Raw genomic sequence first — 17,394 nt, forward strand, 5'->3', positions numbered from 1 at the left:
TTCCGGGCTCATGAAGCCACGCTGGGCCGCGCTCGCGGCCGCCGTCATCGCCGGTCTTTCCCTGTGCACCGCGGCCCCGGCCAGCGCTGCCCCCTCGGTGAAGCCGCCGGTGGTGAGCTGCACCTTCACGCCGACGCCGGACAACCCGGCGGCGCGTCCCGTGCTGCGTCCGCTGCCGTTCGCGTTCACCCGCGGGACGGTCGACGTCACCTTCCACTACAACTACGGCCCGGTCACCGTGCGCCTCAACCGCACCGGGGCGGCCCCGTGCGCCGTCGCGAACATGACCAGCCTGGTGCTGCAGCACTTCTACGACCGTTCGCAGTGCTGGCGGCTGTCGAACTCCGCGCGCCTCGGCGTCCTGCAGTGCGGCGACATCTACGAGGTCGAAAAGGGCGGACCGGGCTACAAGTTCCCGGACGAGGTCACCGGTGCCGAGACCTACGAGCGCGGCACCGTCGCGATGGGCAACCAGGGGCCGGGCACCAACGGCAGCGAGTTCTTCATCGTGCATTCGTTCGCGCACATCCCGGCGAACTACTCGGTGCTCGGCAAGGTGGTGCGCGGCATGGAGGTCCTCGACCGGATGGTCGCCGACGGCATCATCCCGACCGACCCGAACGGCCCGCTCGACGGAGCGCCCAAGCACCCGGTGAAGATCCGCTCGGTCAGCTTCGGCTGGTGAGCCTGCAGGCCCGCAGGAAGACGCCGTCGCACCGGCCGAGATCGAACCGGCCGCGTACGTGAGCCGAAACCCCGTGCCTCACCAATACTGGTCGGGGTTGGCCACGACATCCCGCGCCAGCTCACGCACCTGAACACGGTCATCGTCCACCAACGAAGCGATCACCGCCCTCGACTCAGGCGTGTCGATATGCAGCAACGCATCCATCGCCTCCAGCGCGACGTCGTAGTCCGCAAACCGCTGCGACCGCCAAGCGATTGCCCGGGCGAGCGCACCCACCGAATCAGGCGAAGCCAGGTCTGAAAGCGCAGAGACCACGTTGGCTGTTCCGCGGAGCGAAATCGGTCGCTATCACATACCAGGAGAACTTTGCCCAGTCGCCGGTACGGAAACTGTCCCGCAACGCGGCTCCATCACAACTTTCTCCACCTCCGCACAGGTAAGCATCAGCCCGCAAAACCCTTCAGCTCGTCATATCGATATCCGAGGATTCGCACCCGGTGAAGATCCGCTCGGTCAGCTTCGGCTGGTGACGCCCGGCGCGTAAGCGCGCAGGAAGACGCCGACGCCGGACCGGACCAGCGCTTCCCAGTCCTCCCCCGGTTCGGCCGCGGCGGCGCTGCCCGCGGTGAGCTGCACGAGATGCACCGCGGCCAGCGACGGGTCGTCCAGCTCGAGGCGGCCTTCCGCGGCGAGCCTGCGGAGATGCCCGGCCAGTGCCAGCCGTACCCGGGTCGGGCCGCGTTCCTTCCACGCGGCGACCGTTTCCGGAGCGATGTGGTCCAGATCCGCCTGGATTTGGCGCACCAGCGCCCAGTGCGGTTCGGTTTCCGGATCGCGTTTCGCCCACTGGAGGCCGAACTCGACGAGGTCGGCCTCCAGGTCGGCGATCCGGCCGAGGAGCTTGTCCGCGACCGCGATCTGCCGCTGCGCGACCCGGTCCGAGCTGTCCAGGATCACGGCGCGGAAGAGCCCGGCCTTGTCGCCGTAGTGGTTGTAGATCGTCCGCGACGAGACGCCGGCCTCGGCCGCGAGCACGTCGATGCTGGCGCGCGAGTAGCCGTCCCGCGCGAACACCCGCAGGGCGCCGTCGAGCAGAGCACGTTGTTTGTCCGTCCGCACCGGCTCAGTATGCCGAAGTACAACGACCGTTGCAAAAACTACAACGAGCGTTGTACCTTCGGGGCATGACTTCTCCGCTTCGCATCGCCGTCGTCTCCGGAAGCACCCGTCCCGGCCGCCGGGCGACGCAGGTCGCCGAATGGACCCGCGCCCGCGCCGCCGCCTTCCTCGGCGACCGGGCCGAGGTGCGGGTGCTCGACCTCGCCGAAATCGACCTCCCGTTCCTGGACGAACCGCTGCCCGCCGCGCTCGGCGGCTACCGCAACGACCACACCCAGCGCTGGGCCGAACTGATCGACGGCTTCGACGGCTTCGTTTTCGTGACGCCCGAGTACAACCACTCCATGCCCGCGGCGCTCAAGAACGCCATCGACTTCCTGTTTTCCGAATGGGCCGACAAAGCCGCCGGTTTCGTCAGCTACGGCACCAACGGCGGCACGCGCGCGGTGGAACACCTGCGGTTGACGCTCGCCGAGGTGAAGGTCGCCTGCGTGCGCTCGCAAGTCGCGCTGGGACTGTTCACCGACTTCGCCATCCCGGACATGGCCGAGCCCGGCACGTTCACTCCCGCCGAGCACCACGAAGGCATCCTGACGCGGATGCTGGGGGAACTTGTCGACTGGTCGACCGCGCTGCGCACCTTGCGAGCTTCGCGATGACCACCGTCGCCGCTCCGATCGACCGCGCGACGTGGCGGATCTGCTGGATCATCGTGTTCGGCGCGTTCGCGAGCGGACTCGACGCGTCCGTGGTGACGATCGGCCTCGACTCGATCAGCAGCGATCTGGGCGCGGATCTCTCGGTGACGCAATGGGTCGCGAGCGGTTACCTGCTCGCGCTCGCCCTGTCGCTCCCCTTGACCGGCTGGCTCGCGCGACGTTTCGGCGCCGGCCGCGTGTGGCTCGTCGCGCTGGCCGCGTTCACCGTGACGTCCGGCTTGTGCGCGGCCGCGCCGGACGTCGTGCTGCTCATCGCTTTCCGGTTCCTGCAAGGCTTGGCGGGCGGTGTCCTGATCCCGGCCGGGCAAACCGTTCTGGGACAACAGGTCGGCGCCGCACGGCTGGGCCGGGTGATGGCGACGCTCGGGATCGCGGTGAGCGTCGCGCCCGCGCTCGGCCCGCTCGCCGGAGGCCTGATCCTGCACGGGCTTTCGTGGCCGTGGCTGTTCTTGATCAACCTGCCGATCGGCGCGGTCGGCCTGGTCCTCGGCCTCCGGTACGTGCCGCGCGGCTCCCGCGAGAACCCTGGCGGGATCGATTTCGTCGGCCTGGCCCTGATCGCTGCCGGGCTGCCGTTGGTCCTCTACGCCATCACGACGTGGGGCGACACCGGGCAACTCGAGTGGCCGATTCTGGTGCCTGGTCTCGTTTTGCTGGTGTGGTTCGTGCGGCGACGGCATCCGCGTCCGCTGCTGGACTTTTCCCTGTACCGCAACCGGCTTTACCGTGCCGCCAGCCTCGCCGCCGCTTTCAACGGGGCGCTGATCTTCGGCAGCGGGATCGTGGTGACGCTGTATTTCCAGCTGGGTCGGCACCTGGATTTCGTTGACACCGGTCTGAGTTTGCTCGGTTTCGCCGGTGCTACGGCAGCGATCGCGCCGGTGACTGGGCGAGCGGTGGATCGGTACGGCGCCGCGCCGGTCGCGTTGGTGGGTGCGGTGCTGGCGGTGGTGTGCACGGTGCCGTTCGCGTTCCTGCCGGTGGACGCACCTGGTGTTCTCGTGCAGATTCTGCTTGCCGGGTATGGGGCTTCGGTGGCTTTGGTGAGCATGCCGATGGGGATCGCGGCTTACAAAACTGTTGAACCGTCCCGGCTTCCGGACGCGGCCGCGCAGGTGACGATCCTGCTGCGGGTGGGCGGCTCGCTCGGGGGCGCGGTGTTCGCGGTGCTGATCGCGGGACGGCTGCCGGACGTCGACGCGGCGTTCCGGCTGGGATTCGCGGCGATCAGCGTGGGAGCGGTGGGGGCGCTGGGGACGGCGTGGATGGTGCGGAGGGCCTCGTGAGCGGCACTCCGGTGAGAACCGGCATCGCCGCCCACGACATCATGACCGCATGAGCACACCCCCGGACGGTCTCCCCGTCTACCGAGTCCTCACCGGTCCCGACGACGCTGCCTTCTGCCGCCGGGTCAGCGAAGCCCTCGCGCTCGGCTATCGCCTGCACGAGGGCCCCGCGTTGACCTTCAACGGCGAGAACGTGATCGTCGCCCAAGCCGTGCTGTGGCCCGCTACCGATCGCTCCGGGGAGACACCAGCTCGCTAGGCCCGCCGCCGGATTCCCCGGCCACCGCGGCCAGTTCCTCGCCCACCGACTCCGACGACTTCTTCGTGTCCTTCGTCAACAGCGACGCCACCGCACCGACCAGGCACACCACGATCGCGAAGCCGAACGCCACCGCGAGGCCGTCTTGGAACGGGCCCGAGATCAGGTTCGGGAAGAAGCTGCGTCCGGTCAGGAAGCTCGCCTGATCGGCGGGCAGGTGGGCGAGCTGGCCGCCGAGCAGCTGCTGGATCGGGTTGTATCCGAGGAACGCCGCGAACAGCACCGCGACCGCGGGCAGGTGGGCGACCTGCTGCGCGGCCGCCTCAGGGACGCCGTGCTGGGTCAGGCCCTGCGACATCGCGATCGGCAGGTGGTCCGACAGGCCGGCGATGATCAGGCTGAAGAAGAAGCCGATCGACAGCACCATCGCCGCGTTCTGGAAGGTCGTCATCATGCCCGCGCCGGAACCTCGCGCGTCGGCCGGGAGGCTGTTCATCACCTCGGCCCGGTTCGGCGAGGAGAACATGCCCATGCCGATGCCGTTGAGCAGCAGGATCCCGGCGAACGCCCAGTAGTCGAAGTTCACCGGCAGCAGCGTCAGCAACAGGAACGTGAGCGCGGTGATGACCAGGCCGCCGGAGGCGAGCGCGCGGCTGCCGATCCGGTCGGACAGGATGCCGGACGTCGGCGCGGCCACCAGGAAGCCGATGGTCAGCGGCAGCATGTAGATCCCGGCCCACAGCGGCGTCTGCTCGAAGGTGAAACCGTGCTGCGGCAACCAGATTCCCTGCAGCCAGATGATCAGCACGAACTGCAGCCCGCCGCGCCCGAGCGACGCGGTCAGGTTCGCCAGGTTGCCCCAGCTGAACGAGCGGATCCGGAACAGCGACAGCCGGAACAGCGGGTTCGGCACCTTCGTCTCGATCACCACGAACGCGATCAGCACCGCGACCCCGCCGATCAGGCAGGACAGCACCATCGGGCTGCCCCAGCCGGTCTGCGACGTGCCGTACGGCTGGATTCCGTAGGTGATCCCGACCAGCACCGCGATGAGGCCGACCGCGAAGGTGATGTTGCCCCACCAGTCCATTTTCGCGTGCTGGCGGACGCCGGTGTCGTGCAGTTTGACGTACGCCCAGATCGTGCCGATGACGCCGAACGGCACCGACACCAGGAAGATCAGGTTCCAGTTCACCGGCGCGAGCACGCCGCCGACGACGAGGCCGAGGAACGAGCCCGCGATCGCCGCGACGCCGTTCATGCCGAGCGCGAGCCCGCGCTGGTTGGCCGGGAAGGCGTCGGTGAGGATGGCCGACGAGTTCGCCATCAGGAACGCGCCGCCGACGCCCTGCACGATCCGCCAGCCGATCAGCCACAGCGCGGCCGCGTCGCCGTCGAACCAGGTGATCGCCAGCATGATCGAGGAAACGGTGAAGACGGCGAAGCCGAGGTTGTACATCCTGGCCCGGCCGTACATGTCGCCGAGCCTGCCGAACGCCACCACGAGCACCGCGGTGACCACGAGGAAGCCCATGATCATCCACAGCAGGTAGCTCGTGTTCGACGGTTCCAGGGGGTTGATGCCGATGCCCTTGAAGATGTCGGGCAGCGCGATCAGCACGATGGACGAGTTGATCGTCGCGATCAGCATCCCGAGCGTCGTGTTGGACAGCGCGATCCACTTGTACCGCGGACCGAGTTCCGCGATCGAATACGTCCTGCGCTCCGCCACTGTCGAAAACCCCTCTCCCAGCCGTTCCCTTAGCTAGGCTAAGCAAGTTGCTTGCGGTAGGCAACCAACAAAAGAAAACGACTGGGAGACAAGGGTCACAAACGGATGACTATCCTTTGTGGACTGTTTACTTTCACTCGGTCGAGTTACCGCTGGACGGGACCGCCGACGACCTTTCCGGGATTGAGGATCCCGTGCGGGTCGAGGGCGTTCTTGACCGCGTGGTGCAGGTCGAGGACCGCTGGTCCCAGCTCCTTTTCGAGGCCGGGCCGCTTCAGCAGGCCCACCCCGTGCTCGCCGGTCACCGTCCCGCCGAGTTCGAGCGCGTCGGCGACGATGTCGTCGAACGCGGCCTGCGCGCGGCGCTGCGCGTCGTCGTCCCCGGTCGGCGTGATCAGCAGCGGATGCAGATTCCCGTCGCCGATATGCGCGATATTGGCGATTTGCGTATTGTGCCGCTGCGCCGCCAGATCGATCCGGGCGAGCATTTCCGGCACCAGATGCGTCGGCACGCAGACGTCCTCGGTGAGCACCGGACCGAGCCGTTCGAGCGCCGGGTACGCCAGCCGCCGGGCGGCGAACAACGCGTCCGCCTCGGCCTCGTCGGTCGACTGCGCGGCCCAGGTCGCGCCCGCCTTCTCGAAGCACTCCACCATCACCGCGGCCTCGTGCCCGCCCGGCACGTCGCTGCGGCCGAGCAGCACCACGTTCGCGTCGGCGGACAAGCCCATGTTCTTCCAGGCGTCGACCGCGGCGAGGCAATGCCGGTCCACCAGTTCCAGCGCCGACGGCACGATCCCGGCCGCACGGATCGCCGCCGCTGCCTCCCCCGCCGCGACCGTCGAGTCGAAGTAGCCCGCGACGGTCGCCTCCGCCGCGCGTTTCGCCCGCAGCCGCACGGTGATTTCGGTGATGACGCCGAGAGTCCCTTCCGAACCGACCATCAGCCCCGCGAGGTCGTACCCGGCGACGCCCTTCGCGGTGCGGCGGCCGAGCCGGACGAGTTCGCCGGTGCCGGTGACGACCTGCAGCCCGAGGACGTAGTCGCGGGTCACGCCGTACTTCACGCAGCACACGCCGCCCGCGTTGGTCGCGACGTTGCCGCCGATCGTCGACCACGGCGAACTGGCCGGGTCCGGCGGATACCAGAGCCCGTGTTCCGAGCAGGCCGCGCGGAGATCGTCGTTGACCACGCCGGGTTCGACGACGGCGAGCCGCTCCACCGGGTCGATCTCCTTGATCTTGGTCATCCGGTCGGTCGCCAGCACGACGCAGCCGGCCAACGCGTTCGCGCCGCCGGACAGTCCGGTTCCCGCGCCGCGCGGGACCACTGGGGTGCCGTGTTTGATGCATTGCCGCACGGTCGCCTGCACCTCGTCCGCGGTGCGCGGGCGGACCAGGACCGCCGGTTCGCCGTAGGGGGCCCACTCCGCCTCGTCGTGCGCGAAGCTGCGCAGCACATCGGGGTCCCGCACGATCCGGTCGTCCGGCAGGACGGTGTGCAGGTCGTCGATCAGCATGGGGGCTCCCGTGTTCTTCCGGTCCGCTTTTCCCCGTCAGGTTAGGTCGAAATCCGGGCGGCTCGTTCGACGTATCGGTGAGAGCGAGCTTCGAGGAGGCAGCCATGAACAGCACCGACACCACTGTCACCCGCCGCGGGATCTCGATGCTGCGTGCCGTCGCCGCCGGGCGCGGGCGGCTGACCTGCAGCTGCGAGCCGGATCTGTTCGTGGACGGCCTGCCGTGCAGCGACCAGTTCACCGCGCACGCGCTGGCGCGCGCCGGTCTGCTGCGCGCGCGGGAAACCGGGCCGTTCGGGCAGCCGGTGCCCGCCGTGCTGACCCCGGCCGGGGAAGCGCTGCTCGCCGCCGCCTGACCCGGCTACGCTGACCAGCGAGAAACGGGAGGGCGGAGCAGATGGCGTCCGGAGCATCCGGGACGGAGACGGCGCGACGCAGGCGGCGCACCACGGTGGCCCTCAAGGAGTCGCTGCGGGAATTGCGCAATCAGCTGTCGCTGCTGAACCACCAGGTCGGCGGGCGGCTGAAGCTCAAGGACGTCGACCTCGACTGCCTCGAACTGATCTCGACCGGCGGCCCGCTGAGCCCGAGCGCGCTCGCCCGCCGCGCTGGTTTGCACCCGGCGACCGTGACCGGCATTCTCGACCGCCTGCAGCGCGGCGGATGGGTGGTGCGCGAACGGGATCCCGACGCGGCCGACCGGCGCGCGGTCACTGTGCGGGCGGTGCCGGGCCGTACGCAGGAACTGTTTCGGGTGTACGGCGGGATGAACTCGGCGATGGACGACCTGTGCGCCGGGTACACCGAAGACGAACTCATGCTGATCGCCGGGTTTCTGCGCCGCACCGCCGAAGCGGGCCGGGCCGCGACCGAGGAGCTCTCCGGGGAATGACAGAAGGGCCTCGCCGCTTCGCCCGAGCGCGAAACGACGAGGCCCCGGTATCTGTGCGGCTCAGCTGTCGAGCGTGCCGTACACGATGATGTTGTCGAGATAGCTCTTCTTTTCGGCGTCGAACGCGCCGCCGCACGTGATCAGGCGGATCTGCGAGTCGGTCGTGTTGCCGTACACGGCTTCGGTGGGGAACGTCTTCTTCGCGATCTGGTCCACCTTGGTCACCGTGAACGTGGCCTTCGACCCGTCCTTGCGGCCGATGACGACCTTGTCGCCCTTCTTCATCTCGTGCAGCCGCCAGAAAATGCCCTTCTGGTGGTTGCCGTCGATGTGGCCGAGGACGACCGCCGGTCCGACCTGGCCCGGTTTGGGCCCGAAGTGGTACCAGCCCGCCTGCAGCGGCTGGTCCACCGGCGGCACCTGCACGGTCTTGTCGTCGTTGAGGCCGAGCGGCACCAGTGACGAATGCGCGTCGATGCTGGGAACGTCGAGCGAGACCGGGTCCGCGACCTGCTGCGCGGCCGCCGCGGAACTCGCCGGGGCGGCGGCCTGCGGAGCCTGGTCCGCCGAACCGCAGCCGAGGAGGGCGAAGTTCGCGACGAAAGCCAGCAGCAGCGCGAAAAGCCCGAACCGGGAACGCGTCACCGGGCGGTCACCGCGGCCAGCGTGCCGTCGCCGGTCTCCGGCGCGCCGACCGGCACGACCGTGACCTGTCCGGGGCCTTCGGCGGGCGGGGTGCCCGGCTTGCTCGGCTGGGTGGTCGGCGGCGTGGTGGTCGGGTTGCCCGCGACCTTGGCGCAGGTGGCCGAGGCGAGGACGATGTCGCCCTTGCCGAGCGCGCCGGTGGCGGCGCCGCCGAGCAGCTTGACGTGCAGCGCGTTGACGGTGAGGCTGCCGTCGGAGTGCTTGATCTGCTCGTTGACGATCACCTGCAGCACGCCGTCGATGCCGAGCTTCTGGTTCGGCTTGGTCGACACGGGGAGCTTGCCGATCTTGCCGAGGTCGAGGCCGGCCAGCTCGGACGAGGCGGTGATGCCGTCCGGGGTGGACTTGCACTCGGAGCTGATCACGCGGGCCTTGGGGGTGGAGCCGGCGAGCGGGGCGAGCACCGGGAGCGCGGCGTCGACGATCGAGGCCTTCGCGTCGACCGGGCCGTTGCTGCCGTCCTGCTTCGCCGAGCTGCTGATCACCTTGGCCGTGACCAGGCCCTTCAGCGGCACGTTCACCACCTGCGCGGACTCCGGGCCCTCGGTCGAGGAGGGCGCGATCTTGCCGGTGTCGACGGTGATTCCCTTGTCGCCGAGCACGCCGGGCAGCAGCGAGACCGAGGCGGACGCGCCGTAGGCCGAGCCGGCCGGCGCGTCGGCGGCGAGCGCCGGCGGGGCGACGGCGGCGGCGAGCAAAGCCAGCGCGGGAACGGCGACCGCGACGGTCCGTCCGCGCAGCAGGGCAGAACGCATGAATTGTCCTTCCGAACATCAAGAATGGAGCCGCCGCACGGATCCCCGAATCCACGCGTGACCGAGCACAACTGTCGGTCCCTGGCAGGCCGCGACATTATCAAGACGCCCGGGAAACGCAAACCAAGATCCGTCGCGCACCGCGCCCGCCCACCGGTTCCGGTGACCACAATTATCGCAATTTCACCACTAAAGAGTGATGTAACGCGGCGCTCGCTCCGCGGTTTTCTCACGCTGAGCTACCGGAACCGAGGCCCCGATGGCGGATTGCCCTTCGCTCCACCCGGAGGAGTGATCCTGCGGAGGGTATTCGTTGACCACCCTCCGCAATGTGACCGCTACCGTCGCCGACGCCGCCATTCCCGGTTCGCCAATTCGTCCCGCGACCGGGTTCCGGGCGGGCGGAAATTGTCCACAATGGAATCAGCGGGAACGGAACGAGCGAACGGGAAAAAGGGTACGATTTTCTTGCCCAGGGCGGTGACCTGCGGCGACGCGCGATTGTGGACAGTCCGAAAAGGACTTCGGGCGCGTTCTCGGCTACTCCACGGTGACGGTCACCTGATAGAAAATCCCGGTCCGGTCCGGGAACACGAGCGCGCCGCGTTCGTCGACCATCTTCCACAGGACGTGGCAGACGCCGGTGCCGGTCGGCGTCACCGGGACGCTCACCTCCACCAGTTGCCCCGGCTCGGCGTCCGGGACCGGGACGCGCGGCGGCGACGGGCACAGCACGGTGGTGCCGCCCGCGACCTGCAAGAAGCGGCTGCGCCACGGGACCGAGCCGGTGTTCTTCAGCCGCCAGATCTTCGTGAACGTCTGGCCGTAGCGGGCTTTCGCGCCGTCCGGGAAGGTGACGTCGCCGGGCAGGCCGTCGCCGCCGAAGCCGGACGAGTCGCCGGGCAGCGGGTAGTGCGGGGCGGCGGCTTCCTTGTCGCGGGCGGACGGTGTGGCCAGGACGACGACGGCGGCCACGAGTCCGAGGACGACCAGCACGGTCGCGGCGACGACGATCGAACCCCAGCGGCGGGTCTTGGCCTTGGCCGCGGATGCAGCGGGAACGGCGGCCGGTTCGGGGGCGGCGGACGCAGCCGGAACGGCGGTCGCAGCGGGGACGGCGGACGGTTCGGCGGGAACGGCGGACGGAGCGGGCACAGCCGGATCGGCATCGGGCGGCGGTTCCGGCGCGGAGGAAGGTTCGCCCGCCGACGGCATCCGCTCCCCCGTACCGGGCCGATCGGCGGACGAAGCGCCTTCTGCCGAGTCGGCGCCCCACCCCGACTGCCCCTCGGCCGCCTCTTCCCAGCGCGCCAGCCACTCGCGGCGCACCGTCTCCTCGTCGCGGCCGAGGCCGGTCACCGCGAGGCTGCGGACGAACTCCCAGGTCGTCGGCCAGGACGGCGCGCTGCGGCCGCGCGTGGCGGCCGAAAGGGCGGACTTCGACGCCGCCGCGCCGAGTTCCGTGCGCATGCGGTCGTAGGACGGGTCGCCCGCTTCCCGCTTCAGGTCCAGCAGAGCGCAAGCGAAACGGGCCACCGGGCCCGAGCCGGCGTCGGGCACGATGTGCTTGCGACCCCGGCGGGCCCCGGGCTGCCCGGGCGCGGGCTCGCTCATGACACCTCCAATGATCGACATCGACCCTTGGAGGTTGCCAGGCGGCCCGGGGCGGCGCAGCCCCGGGCCCGCCCGGCGAATCAGCCGCGGAGGCTCAGAGCTTGCAGCCCTTCTGGATGCGCGCGACCGTGTGGTCCGCGCCGATGTGGAACTTCTTCTTGCCGCTGGTGCCGCCGTTCGTGGTCATGCACTGGACGCTCAGCGCGCCGTCCATGTCCTTGAGCACGATGCCCGCGGACACCTTGTGCGAACAGTGGTTGTTGAAGTAGACGGTGACGTTCGTCAACCCGTCGCCCCAGGAGTAGTTGGCCTTCTTCCCGGACGGCTTCGTGCACTTGATGCTCGCGGTGTGCTTGCTCTGCGCGCTCGCCGGAGCCGCGGTGTCCGCCGACGCGGCAGGCGCGGCGATCCCGGCGAGTGCGATCCCCAGCGCGGAGGCGGCCATCAGCGTCTTGCCGATCTTCATGGGTGTTCCCCTCGGACGAATCGGAATGGATTACAGCCGGGAAATCCCGGTGCACTCATCCCAGCGCGCCGTCCGTTTTGTCCTCAACCGCTCGCTGTCCACGGTCAATGTCCGGGGCTGTCCACGCAGGTCAGCGAATTGTCCACGGCTCAGTCAGCCGGGCCGCGCAATGTCAGGACGACGCGTAAGACGTGTTCGACCGCCGACTCGAACATCGCGGCGCGCAGTTCGCCGCGCGTCTCGAGGTTCCGCGCGGCGAAGTCGAGCATCCGGTCCGGTCCGGCGCGGCGGACGAGCAGCGCCGCGACCTCCTCGAGGTCGAGGCTCGGGTTGTCGAGCCGGGCGAGGGCGAACTCGATGATGAGCTCTTCGTCGGTCACACCTGTCAGGGTAATCACAAAGCGGGGTTCAGCCGTCGTTTCGATAGCGGCCGTAGGGATAAGCCTCGACCAGCGTCACCCGCACAAGCGCGCCGCTCGGCACCTCGTACTCCCGCTGCTCCCCCGGCCTCGCACCGTGCAACGCCCGCCCGAGCGGCGAATCCGGGGAGTACACCTCCAGCCCGCCGCCCACCTCGTCGCGCGCGGCCAGCAGGAACGTCTCGGTCCCGCCGTCGTCGTAGCGGACCGTCAGGACCATCCCCGGCTCGGCGACCCCGTCGTCAGGCGGGTCCTCGCCGACGACCGCGTTCTGCAGCAGGTCCTGGAGCTGCCGGATCCGCGCCTGCCGGTGCTGCTGCCGGTCGAGCCGGTCGTGTTCGCCCGCGCCCTCGTCGAGGTCGGGTTCGCGTTGCAGGTCAGCGAGTTCCGCGGCGAGGCGGGCGTGCGCGTCGGCGGTCAGCCAGGGACGCGAAGAGGTCGTCGACATGAGAGGTGCCTTTCGGATGACGTCCGTGGGGGCCGGGCAAGCAGGAGGCGTCCAGCCCCCACGGACTTTCGAGGAGTCCCGCGGCGGTCAGCGGGGCTCGGGCTCGGTGCGGCGGTCGAGCACGCCGGCGTCGGCGGCGAACCAGCCCGCTGCTTTCACCAGGATGTCCCTTTCGGTGCGCAGCAAGGCGTTCTCCGCGCGGAGGAAGAGCAGTTCGGCGTGCTCGTCGCCGGTCAGCGGGACGGGTTCGGCGGACACGCGCGGGTCACCGCAGCGGGTCGAACGGCCGCAGCGCTTCCGGGAGCCTGCCGGTGACCATCTGCTCGGCGAGCAGCTTCCCGGTGACCGCGCCGTGGGACAGGCCCCACATGCCGTGCCCGCCCGCGACGTACATCCCGGGCGCGCCGGTCCGGCCGATCACCGGCCGCCCGTCGGCGCTGACCGGGCGCGAGCCGACCCAGACGTCGGTGCGCTCGTCCCAGCGCAGGCCCTTGAGCAGCGGCCGGGCCGAGGCGATGATCGCGTCGACGCGGGCGGGGTACAGCGGGTCGTCCGGCTTGCGGAACTCCATCGTCCCGGCCACCCGCAGCCCGCCTTGGTACGGCGTGCACGCGACCCGGATGTCGGGCAGGTACATCGGGCTCGGCACCGGCTCGTCGGTCGGCACGGTGAAGGAGTACCCGCGGCCGGCGCGCACCGGGACGCGCACGCCCCACTTGCGCGCCAGCTCTCCCAGCCAAGCGCCGGTCGCGAGCACGACGGCGTTGGCGTTGACGGTCTGCCCGTTCGCCGACAGGACGGTGTAGGCGTACTCGTGCCGGCGGATCGCGGCGACCTCGAACCGGTGCCGGATCGTGCCGCCTCGGCTGACCACCGCGCGGGCGAGCGATTCGACGAACCGGCCGGGGTCGACGTACCGCTGGCCGTCGAGCCGGATGCCGGCCCCGATCCGGTCGGTGACCTGCGGGAAGTGCTCGCGCAGCTCCGGTCCGGCGAGCTGGGTCCAGGACACCTTCTGCCCGGCGTCGCCGAGCCGGTCCAGTTCCTTGACCAGCGTTTGCGCCTTGTCCGCAGTCTCGAACAGGGCGGTGATGGGCGCGTCGATGGTCGGCGCGTCCACGCCGTTCGCGGTCAGGATGTCGAACGCTTCGAGGCATTCCTCGTTGAACGGCAGGTTCGCGCGCACCGCCCGGTTCCAGGACCGGTGGGTGCAGTTCGCCGCGAAGCGGGCGAGGAACTGCCACAGCCGCGGGTCCGGGGTGGCCGGGACGTGCAGCGGAGCCTGCCGGTCGAGCAGGGTGCGCAGGCCGTAGCGGAGGACCGCGGGTTCGTTGAGCGGGATCGCGAGCCCGGGCGAAAGCCAGCCCGCGTTGCCCCAGGACGAGCCCGCCGCGATGCCCTCGCGGTCGACGACGGTCACCCGCACGCCGCGTTCCTGCAGGAACCAGGCGGTCGACAGGCCAACGATGCCCGCGCCGACCACGATCGCCGAACGCGGCCCGCCGTCCTTCCGGTCGAGATCGCCCATGTGTTCCTCCGTCGAACCGGTGCCGCTCGTTGTGCTGGTGCGGCCAGGATGACCCGGATCCGGCGGACGGGCTTTGTCGAGTTCGGCCAAACGGATCAAGCCCGTTTGTCCGGATCGGTCAATCCTGCGGATCGGCGACGGCCAATTCGATGATCATCGCCAGCCGTTTCGCGGGCAGATCGAGCCGCAGCGGCGTCACGTCGGCCATCTTCCGCAGCCGGTAGCGGATGGTGTTGGGGTGCACGCCGAGCCGTTCGGCGGCCTCGGTGAGATCGCCCTGGGTCTCGAGCCACGCGCGCAGGGTTGCGACATAGCTGGTCGAGTTGGCCGCGTCGTGCCGGGCCAGATCGGCGATCGGACCGCGCGCCGGGGCTCGTCCCGCTGCCGCCGCGGCGCGCAGACGGAGGATCAGGATGTCGTCCCAGGACTCGTCGTACGCGACGGTCGCGCCGGGTTTCGGGCGGACGTCGTGCAGCGCGAGGCACTCGTCGGATTCCCGCCTGCTCGCGGGCAGGTCCGCGGTGGACGCGGGCGCGCCGATCCCGGCCGCGACCGTGACCTGCGCGGGCAGCGCGTCGCGGATCCCGCCGATCCACGCGCGGGCGGTTTCGACGTCCTCACCGGGCAGAACGGTGTAGACGGTGTTGCTGAACAGCGTGCTCCGGCCGGGCCGTGACCAGCCGAACCCGGTGGTCGCGCGCTCGAACGCGAGCAGCAGCGCGGCGTGCCGTTCGTCGGCGATGTGCGCCTGGAGCGCGACCACGCGGAACCGGCCGGGCGGCAAACCGAGCCTGCTCAGCACGGCCGCCGCGTCCGGAGTGCCTTCCAGCAGGCGGATCACCAGGTCCGATTCGACCTGCCGTTCGAGGTCGGCGCTCGCTCGCGACCGCAGCAGATGCAGCCCGACCGTGCGGGAACTGTCGTGCAGGACGGTGCGCCGGACGTCGGACAGCGGCTCCTCGCACTCCACCCAGATCGACCCGAGCGTCTCGCGCCCGGCCCGGACCGCGACGACCATGCGCCCGGTGAGCCCGTGCTCGGGATCGGCCTCGACGAACAACGGCTCGTCCGAAACGGCGAGATGCGCGAACACTCCGCGGCGCTCGAACAGCTCGCGCACCTGGTCCGGAACTCGCCGCCCGAGGATCGTCTCCAGCCGCACGCGGTCCGCGCCCTGCTGACGGCTGGAGTACGCGAGCACGCGCGACAGCTGGTCCTCGATGGTGACCGCGCTGCCGAGTGCGTCGGCGAGGCTGTCGGCCAGCGCGAACAAGTCGGTCGGCCCGCGACCGGATTCCGTCTCGCGACCTTCGAGCACCAGGCCGTAGACGACGCCGGCGAGCTGTCCCCACGACACTTCCGGGTCCACGAGCAGCACCGCGACCTGGCTGTCCACCTCGGGTCCCGGCGGCGTCGCTCCCCGCACCAGCACCACCGAAGCCCGTGCTTGAGCGGCCCGTTCGACGGCTTCCGCCACCGAATCGACGCCGACCGCGAGGTAGACGTCGCCGCGCAACTCGCGCGGGTCGGCGGGGTCGTCCATCACCACGTCCCGCAGCGCCGTTTCGCGCGCGACGGGACAGCAGCACAACCGCGCGCCGTACCCACCGAGGACGTTGACGAGCCGATCCAGCGTGACCATGCCCTGTTCATACCTGACGTATCGTGGGGGGTCATGCGAGCGCGGGTCGAGGACGTGCACGAGCTGGCGCTGGGGATGCCCCACGTCACGGTGGTGCGCGGCTCGAAGGAAAACCCCGTCTACCAGGTCGGCGGCAAGTCTTTCGTGTTCTTCCGGACGCCGCGGCCGGACGCCTTCGACCCGGAGACCGGCGAGCGGTATCCGGACGTGATCGTGTTCTGGGTGCCGTCCGAATCGGACAAGCAGGCCCTGGTCCAGGACCCGGACAGCCCGTTTTTCACCACTCCGCACTTCGACGGCCACCTGTCGGTGCTGATCCGCGCCGCGCAGCTGGGCTCGCTGACGCGGCAGGAGCTAGCCGAGGTCGTCGAGGACGCCTGGCTGTCCCGAGCGTCACCGCGCCGGCGCGAAGCGTGGCTGGCCGGGACCCGGGCTCGGTAAGCGATCAGGAATCAAGAAGCATCCGGGGTGGCGCCGGATTTAGCGTTTACCGCATGACCTCCTTCGAATTCGTCACCCTGGACGTTCCCGATGTCGCCGCCGCCGAGCGCTTCTACACCGCTGCGTTCGACCTGGGCGACCGTCTCCGCTTCCGGCAGGCCTCCGCGCCGAGCACCGGTTTCCGCGGATTCACCTTGTCGCTCACCGTTTCCCAGCCTGCGAACGCCGTCGCTTACCTGGACGCTGCCCTCGCCGCGGGTGCCACCTCGCTGAAGCCGGCGGCCAAATCGCTGTGGGGTTTCGGCGGAGTGGTGCAGGCTCCCGACGGCGCGATCTGGAAGGTCGCGACCTCCACGAAGAAGGACTCCGGCGCAGGGGTCCGGGAATACGACCAGATGGTTTTGCTGCTGGGCGCGTCGGATGTGGCGGCGACCAAGCAGTTCTACGTCCAGCACGGGCTCGCGGTCGGCAAGAGCTACGGACGCAAGTACGTGGAATTCGAGACGAGCCCGATCAAGCTGGCGCTTTACGGCCGGAAGGCGTTGGCGAAGGACGCCGGGGTGCCGGAAGAGGGCTCGGGCGCGCACCTCCTGACCGTCGGCGGGGACGCGGGACGGATCACGGACCCGGACGGGTTCGCTTGGGAGACTTCGGTTCTGGCCGAGTGAGGGGCGCGGGGTCGTGAGTGTTCATGCCGGTTAGAACCGGCGTAAACACTCACGAGAACACGCTCAGCGCGCCCCGCTCTCCGGGCAATAACCGGAACACAGCAACACCATCCGCGTGAACTGCCCGTCCGCGTCGTCGTCCACGTAGGCCTGCTGTTCCACCGCGAACCACCCCTCGCCGAGCCGTTCCGCTCGCACTCGTGCCCGCCAGCGCAGGTGCAGTCGCGGGCCGACCCGGTCCACCTCGCCCTCGGCGAGTTCGAAGTCGTCGACCTCGCCGAACCAGTGGGTGAACGCGGCGGTGATCTCGGCCGGTCCGTGGAATTCACGCAATCCCGGCGGCAGCAGGGCGGTCAGCCGCACCGCACTGTCCATTGCGGACGACATCCGCGCGAAGTCCTGTCTGCTCAATGCTTCGATAAAGGCGCCCGCTCGGGAGATGCGGGAGGCCTGGAGTTGTGTAGTCATGCCTCAGGTTTACGGCGCGCCGCAC

General features: G+C 69.7%; 22 protein-coding genes. 8 read left to right on the top strand and 14 right to left on the bottom strand.

The window, feature by feature from the left end; translation table 11 throughout:
* Positions 1–10 precede the first annotated feature (10 nt).
* A complete protein-coding gene (locus DMP23_RS23920; protein ID WP_337822571.1) occupies positions 11–685 on the top strand; it encodes a peptidylprolyl isomerase in 675 nt (224 codons plus the stop codon).
* Positions 686–763: 78 nt separating this feature from the next.
* Here the strand turns inward: DMP23_RS23920 and DMP23_RS23925 are convergent, their stop codons facing one another.
* Both DMP23_RS23925 and DMP23_RS23930 read right to left on the bottom strand, forming a co-directional pair.
* On the bottom strand, positions 764–964 hold the full coding sequence (locus DMP23_RS23925) for a hypothetical protein (RefSeq protein WP_337822572.1): 201 nt from the start codon (positions 962–964) through the stop codon (positions 764–766).
* Between the two features lie 237 nt (positions 965–1,201).
* Positions 1,202–1,807: a TetR/AcrR family transcriptional regulator gene (locus DMP23_RS23930; RefSeq protein ID WP_275294272.1), complete on the bottom strand. Its 606-nt coding sequence runs from the start codon at positions 1,805–1,807 to the stop codon at positions 1,202–1,204.
* A gap of 65 nt (positions 1,808–1,872) precedes the next feature.
* On the opposite strand from DMP23_RS23930, the gene DMP23_RS23935 reads away from it, so the two are divergent.
* Genes DMP23_RS23935 through DMP23_RS23945 form a run of 3 tightly spaced genes read left to right on the top strand, consistent with a single transcriptional unit; the run spans position 1,873 to position 4,071 of the window.
* Entirely contained in the window at positions 1,873–2,466 is a 594-nt protein-coding gene (locus DMP23_RS23935) for an NADPH-dependent FMN reductase (protein ID WP_337822573.1), read from the top strand.
* Positions 2,463–3,812: a DHA2 family efflux MFS transporter permease subunit gene (locus DMP23_RS23940; RefSeq protein ID WP_275294274.1), complete on the top strand. Its 1,350-nt coding sequence runs from the start codon at positions 2,463–2,465 to the stop codon at positions 3,810–3,812. The genes DMP23_RS23935 and DMP23_RS23940 overlap by 4 nt, the downstream gene beginning before the upstream one ends.
* 49 nt (positions 3,813–3,861) lie before the next feature.
* Positions 3,862–4,071 (top strand): DUF1737 domain-containing protein, encoded by a 210-nt coding sequence (locus DMP23_RS23945; protein ID WP_134734563.1) that lies wholly within the window; start codon positions 3,862–3,864, stop codon positions 4,069–4,071.
* On the opposite strand, the gene DMP23_RS23950 is transcribed toward DMP23_RS23945, so the two are convergent.
* The gene (locus tag DMP23_RS23950; protein WP_337822574.1) at positions 4,037–5,803 is read right to left on the bottom strand and encodes an MFS transporter; all 1,767 of its coding nucleotides are present in this window, start codon (positions 5,801–5,803) and stop codon (positions 4,037–4,039) included. The genes DMP23_RS23945 and DMP23_RS23950 overlap by 35 nt on opposite strands.
* A 146-nt stretch (positions 5,804–5,949) precedes the next feature.
* Complete coding sequence (locus DMP23_RS23955; RefSeq protein WP_337822575.1) at positions 5,950–7,323, bottom strand: FAD-binding oxidoreductase; 1,374 nt, start codon at positions 7,321–7,323, stop codon at positions 5,950–5,952.
* Between the two features lie 104 nt (positions 7,324–7,427).
* On the opposite strand from DMP23_RS23955, the gene DMP23_RS23960 reads away from it, so the two are divergent.
* A complete protein-coding gene (locus DMP23_RS23960) occupies positions 7,428–7,679 on the top strand; it encodes a hypothetical protein (RefSeq protein ID WP_043827740.1) in 252 nt (83 codons plus the stop codon).
* A gap of 41 nt (positions 7,680–7,720) precedes the next feature.
* Positions 7,721–8,215 carry a MarR family transcriptional regulator gene (locus tag DMP23_RS23965; protein WP_043827741.1) on the top strand — a complete coding sequence of 165 codons (495 nt, stop codon included), beginning with the start codon at positions 7,721–7,723 and terminating at the stop codon, positions 8,213–8,215.
* 60 nt (positions 8,216–8,275) lie between these two features.
* Here the strand turns inward: DMP23_RS23965 and DMP23_RS23970 are convergent, their stop codons facing one another.
* From DMP23_RS23970 to DMP23_RS24010, 9 genes are all read right to left on the bottom strand, one after another.
* Positions 8,276–8,860, bottom strand: coding sequence for a class F sortase (locus tag DMP23_RS23970; protein WP_337822576.1), 585 nt, complete (start codon positions 8,858–8,860; stop codon positions 8,276–8,278).
* Entirely contained in the window at positions 8,857–9,675 is an 819-nt protein-coding gene (locus DMP23_RS23975) for a choice-of-anchor P family protein (RefSeq protein WP_337822577.1), read from the bottom strand. The genes DMP23_RS23970 and DMP23_RS23975 overlap by 4 nt, the downstream gene beginning before the upstream one ends.
* Positions 9,676–10,215: 540 nt before the next feature.
* The gene (locus DMP23_RS23980; protein ID WP_337822578.1) at positions 10,216–11,289 is read right to left on the bottom strand and encodes an NBR1-Ig-like domain-containing protein; all 1,074 of its coding nucleotides are present in this window, start codon (positions 11,287–11,289) and stop codon (positions 10,216–10,218) included.
* Between the two features lie 94 nt (positions 11,290–11,383).
* A complete protein-coding gene (locus DMP23_RS23985; RefSeq protein ID WP_051728743.1) occupies positions 11,384–11,755 on the bottom strand; it encodes a hypothetical protein in 372 nt (123 codons plus the stop codon).
* Between the two features lie 149 nt (positions 11,756–11,904).
* Entirely contained in the window at positions 11,905–12,135 is a 231-nt protein-coding gene (locus DMP23_RS23990; RefSeq protein WP_067590978.1) for a hypothetical protein, read from the bottom strand.
* 28 nt (positions 12,136–12,163) lie between these two features.
* Positions 12,164–12,622, bottom strand: coding sequence for a GreA/GreB family elongation factor (locus DMP23_RS23995; protein ID WP_043827743.1), 459 nt, complete (start codon positions 12,620–12,622; stop codon positions 12,164–12,166).
* A gap of 87 nt (positions 12,623–12,709) precedes the next feature.
* Positions 12,710–12,880: a hypothetical protein gene (locus DMP23_RS24000; RefSeq protein ID WP_037810387.1), complete on the bottom strand. Its 171-nt coding sequence runs from the start codon at positions 12,878–12,880 to the stop codon at positions 12,710–12,712.
* A 7-nt stretch (positions 12,881–12,887) separates the two neighbouring features.
* Positions 12,888–14,249 carry an FAD-dependent oxidoreductase gene (locus DMP23_RS24005; protein WP_337822579.1) on the bottom strand — a complete coding sequence of 454 codons (1,362 nt, stop codon included), beginning with the start codon at positions 14,247–14,249 and terminating at the stop codon, positions 12,888–12,890.
* A 19-nt stretch (positions 14,250–14,268) separates the two neighbouring features.
* Entirely contained in the window at positions 14,269–15,792 is a 1,524-nt protein-coding gene (locus DMP23_RS24010; RefSeq protein WP_337822580.1) for a PucR family transcriptional regulator, read from the bottom strand.
* Positions 15,793–15,825: 33 nt separating this feature from the next.
* Between DMP23_RS24010 and DMP23_RS24015 the strand changes: the two genes are divergently transcribed.
* A complete protein-coding gene (locus DMP23_RS24015; RefSeq protein ID WP_337822581.1) occupies positions 15,826–16,233 on the top strand; it encodes an MmcQ/YjbR family DNA-binding protein in 408 nt (135 codons plus the stop codon).
* Positions 16,234–16,286: 53 nt separating this feature from the next.
* Complete coding sequence (locus DMP23_RS24020) at positions 16,287–16,901, top strand: glyoxalase (protein ID WP_238607768.1); 615 nt, start codon at positions 16,287–16,289, stop codon at positions 16,899–16,901.
* Between the two features lie 63 nt (positions 16,902–16,964).
* Here DMP23_RS24020 and DMP23_RS24025 read toward each other — a convergent pair whose 3' ends face one another.
* The gene (locus DMP23_RS24025; protein WP_336160136.1) at positions 16,965–17,369 is read right to left on the bottom strand and encodes a nuclear transport factor 2 family protein; all 405 of its coding nucleotides are present in this window, start codon (positions 17,367–17,369) and stop codon (positions 16,965–16,967) included.
* Positions 17,370–17,394 lie beyond the last annotated feature (25 nt).

The sequence above is a fragment of the Amycolatopsis sp. A1MSW2902 genome (genome assembly GCF_017312175.1).
In the GTDB taxonomy this organism is placed as follows: Bacteria; Actinomycetota; Actinomycetes; order Mycobacteriales; family Pseudonocardiaceae; genus Amycolatopsis; species Amycolatopsis nivea.

Coding starts and splice junctions, on each gene's coding strand:
- DMP23_RS23920 (WP_337822571.1), top strand. CDS start 11: ATGAAGCCACGCTGGGCCGCGCTCGCGGCCGCCGTCATCGCCGGTCTT.
- DMP23_RS23935 (WP_337822573.1), top strand. CDS start 1,873: ATGACTTCTCCGCTTCGCATCGCCGTCGTCTCCGGAAGCACCCGTCCC.
- DMP23_RS23940 (WP_275294274.1), top strand. CDS start 2,463: ATGACCACCGTCGCCGCTCCGATCGACCGCGCGACGTGGCGGATCTGC.
- DMP23_RS23945 (WP_134734563.1), top strand. CDS start 3,862: ATGAGCACACCCCCGGACGGTCTCCCCGTCTACCGAGTCCTCACCGGT.
- DMP23_RS23955 (WP_337822575.1), bottom strand. CDS start 7,323: ATGCTGATCGACGACCTGCACACCGTCCTGCCGGACGACCGGATCGTG.
- DMP23_RS23960 (WP_043827740.1), top strand. CDS start 7,428: ATGAACAGCACCGACACCACTGTCACCCGCCGCGGGATCTCGATGCTG.
- DMP23_RS23965 (WP_043827741.1), top strand. CDS start 7,721: ATGGCGTCCGGAGCATCCGGGACGGAGACGGCGCGACGCAGGCGGCGC.
- DMP23_RS23975 (WP_337822577.1), bottom strand. CDS start 9,675: ATGCGTTCTGCCCTGCTGCGCGGACGGACCGTCGCGGTCGCCGTTCCC.
- DMP23_RS23980 (WP_337822578.1), bottom strand. CDS start 11,289: ATGAGCGAGCCCGCGCCCGGGCAGCCCGGGGCCCGCCGGGGTCGCAAG.
- DMP23_RS23985 (WP_051728743.1), bottom strand. CDS start 11,755: ATGAAGATCGGCAAGACGCTGATGGCCGCCTCCGCGCTGGGGATCGCA.
- DMP23_RS23995 (WP_043827743.1), bottom strand. CDS start 12,622: ATGTCGACGACCTCTTCGCGTCCCTGGCTGACCGCCGACGCGCACGCC.
- DMP23_RS24010 (WP_337822580.1), bottom strand. CDS start 15,792: ATGGTCACGCTGGATCGGCTCGTCAACGTCCTCGGTGGGTACGGCGCG.
- DMP23_RS24015 (WP_337822581.1), top strand. CDS start 15,826: ATGCGAGCGCGGGTCGAGGACGTGCACGAGCTGGCGCTGGGGATGCCC.
- DMP23_RS24020 (WP_238607768.1), top strand. CDS start 16,287: ATGACCTCCTTCGAATTCGTCACCCTGGACGTTCCCGATGTCGCCGCC.
- DMP23_RS24025 (WP_336160136.1), bottom strand. CDS start 17,369: ATGACTACACAACTCCAGGCCTCCCGCATCTCCCGAGCGGGCGCCTTT.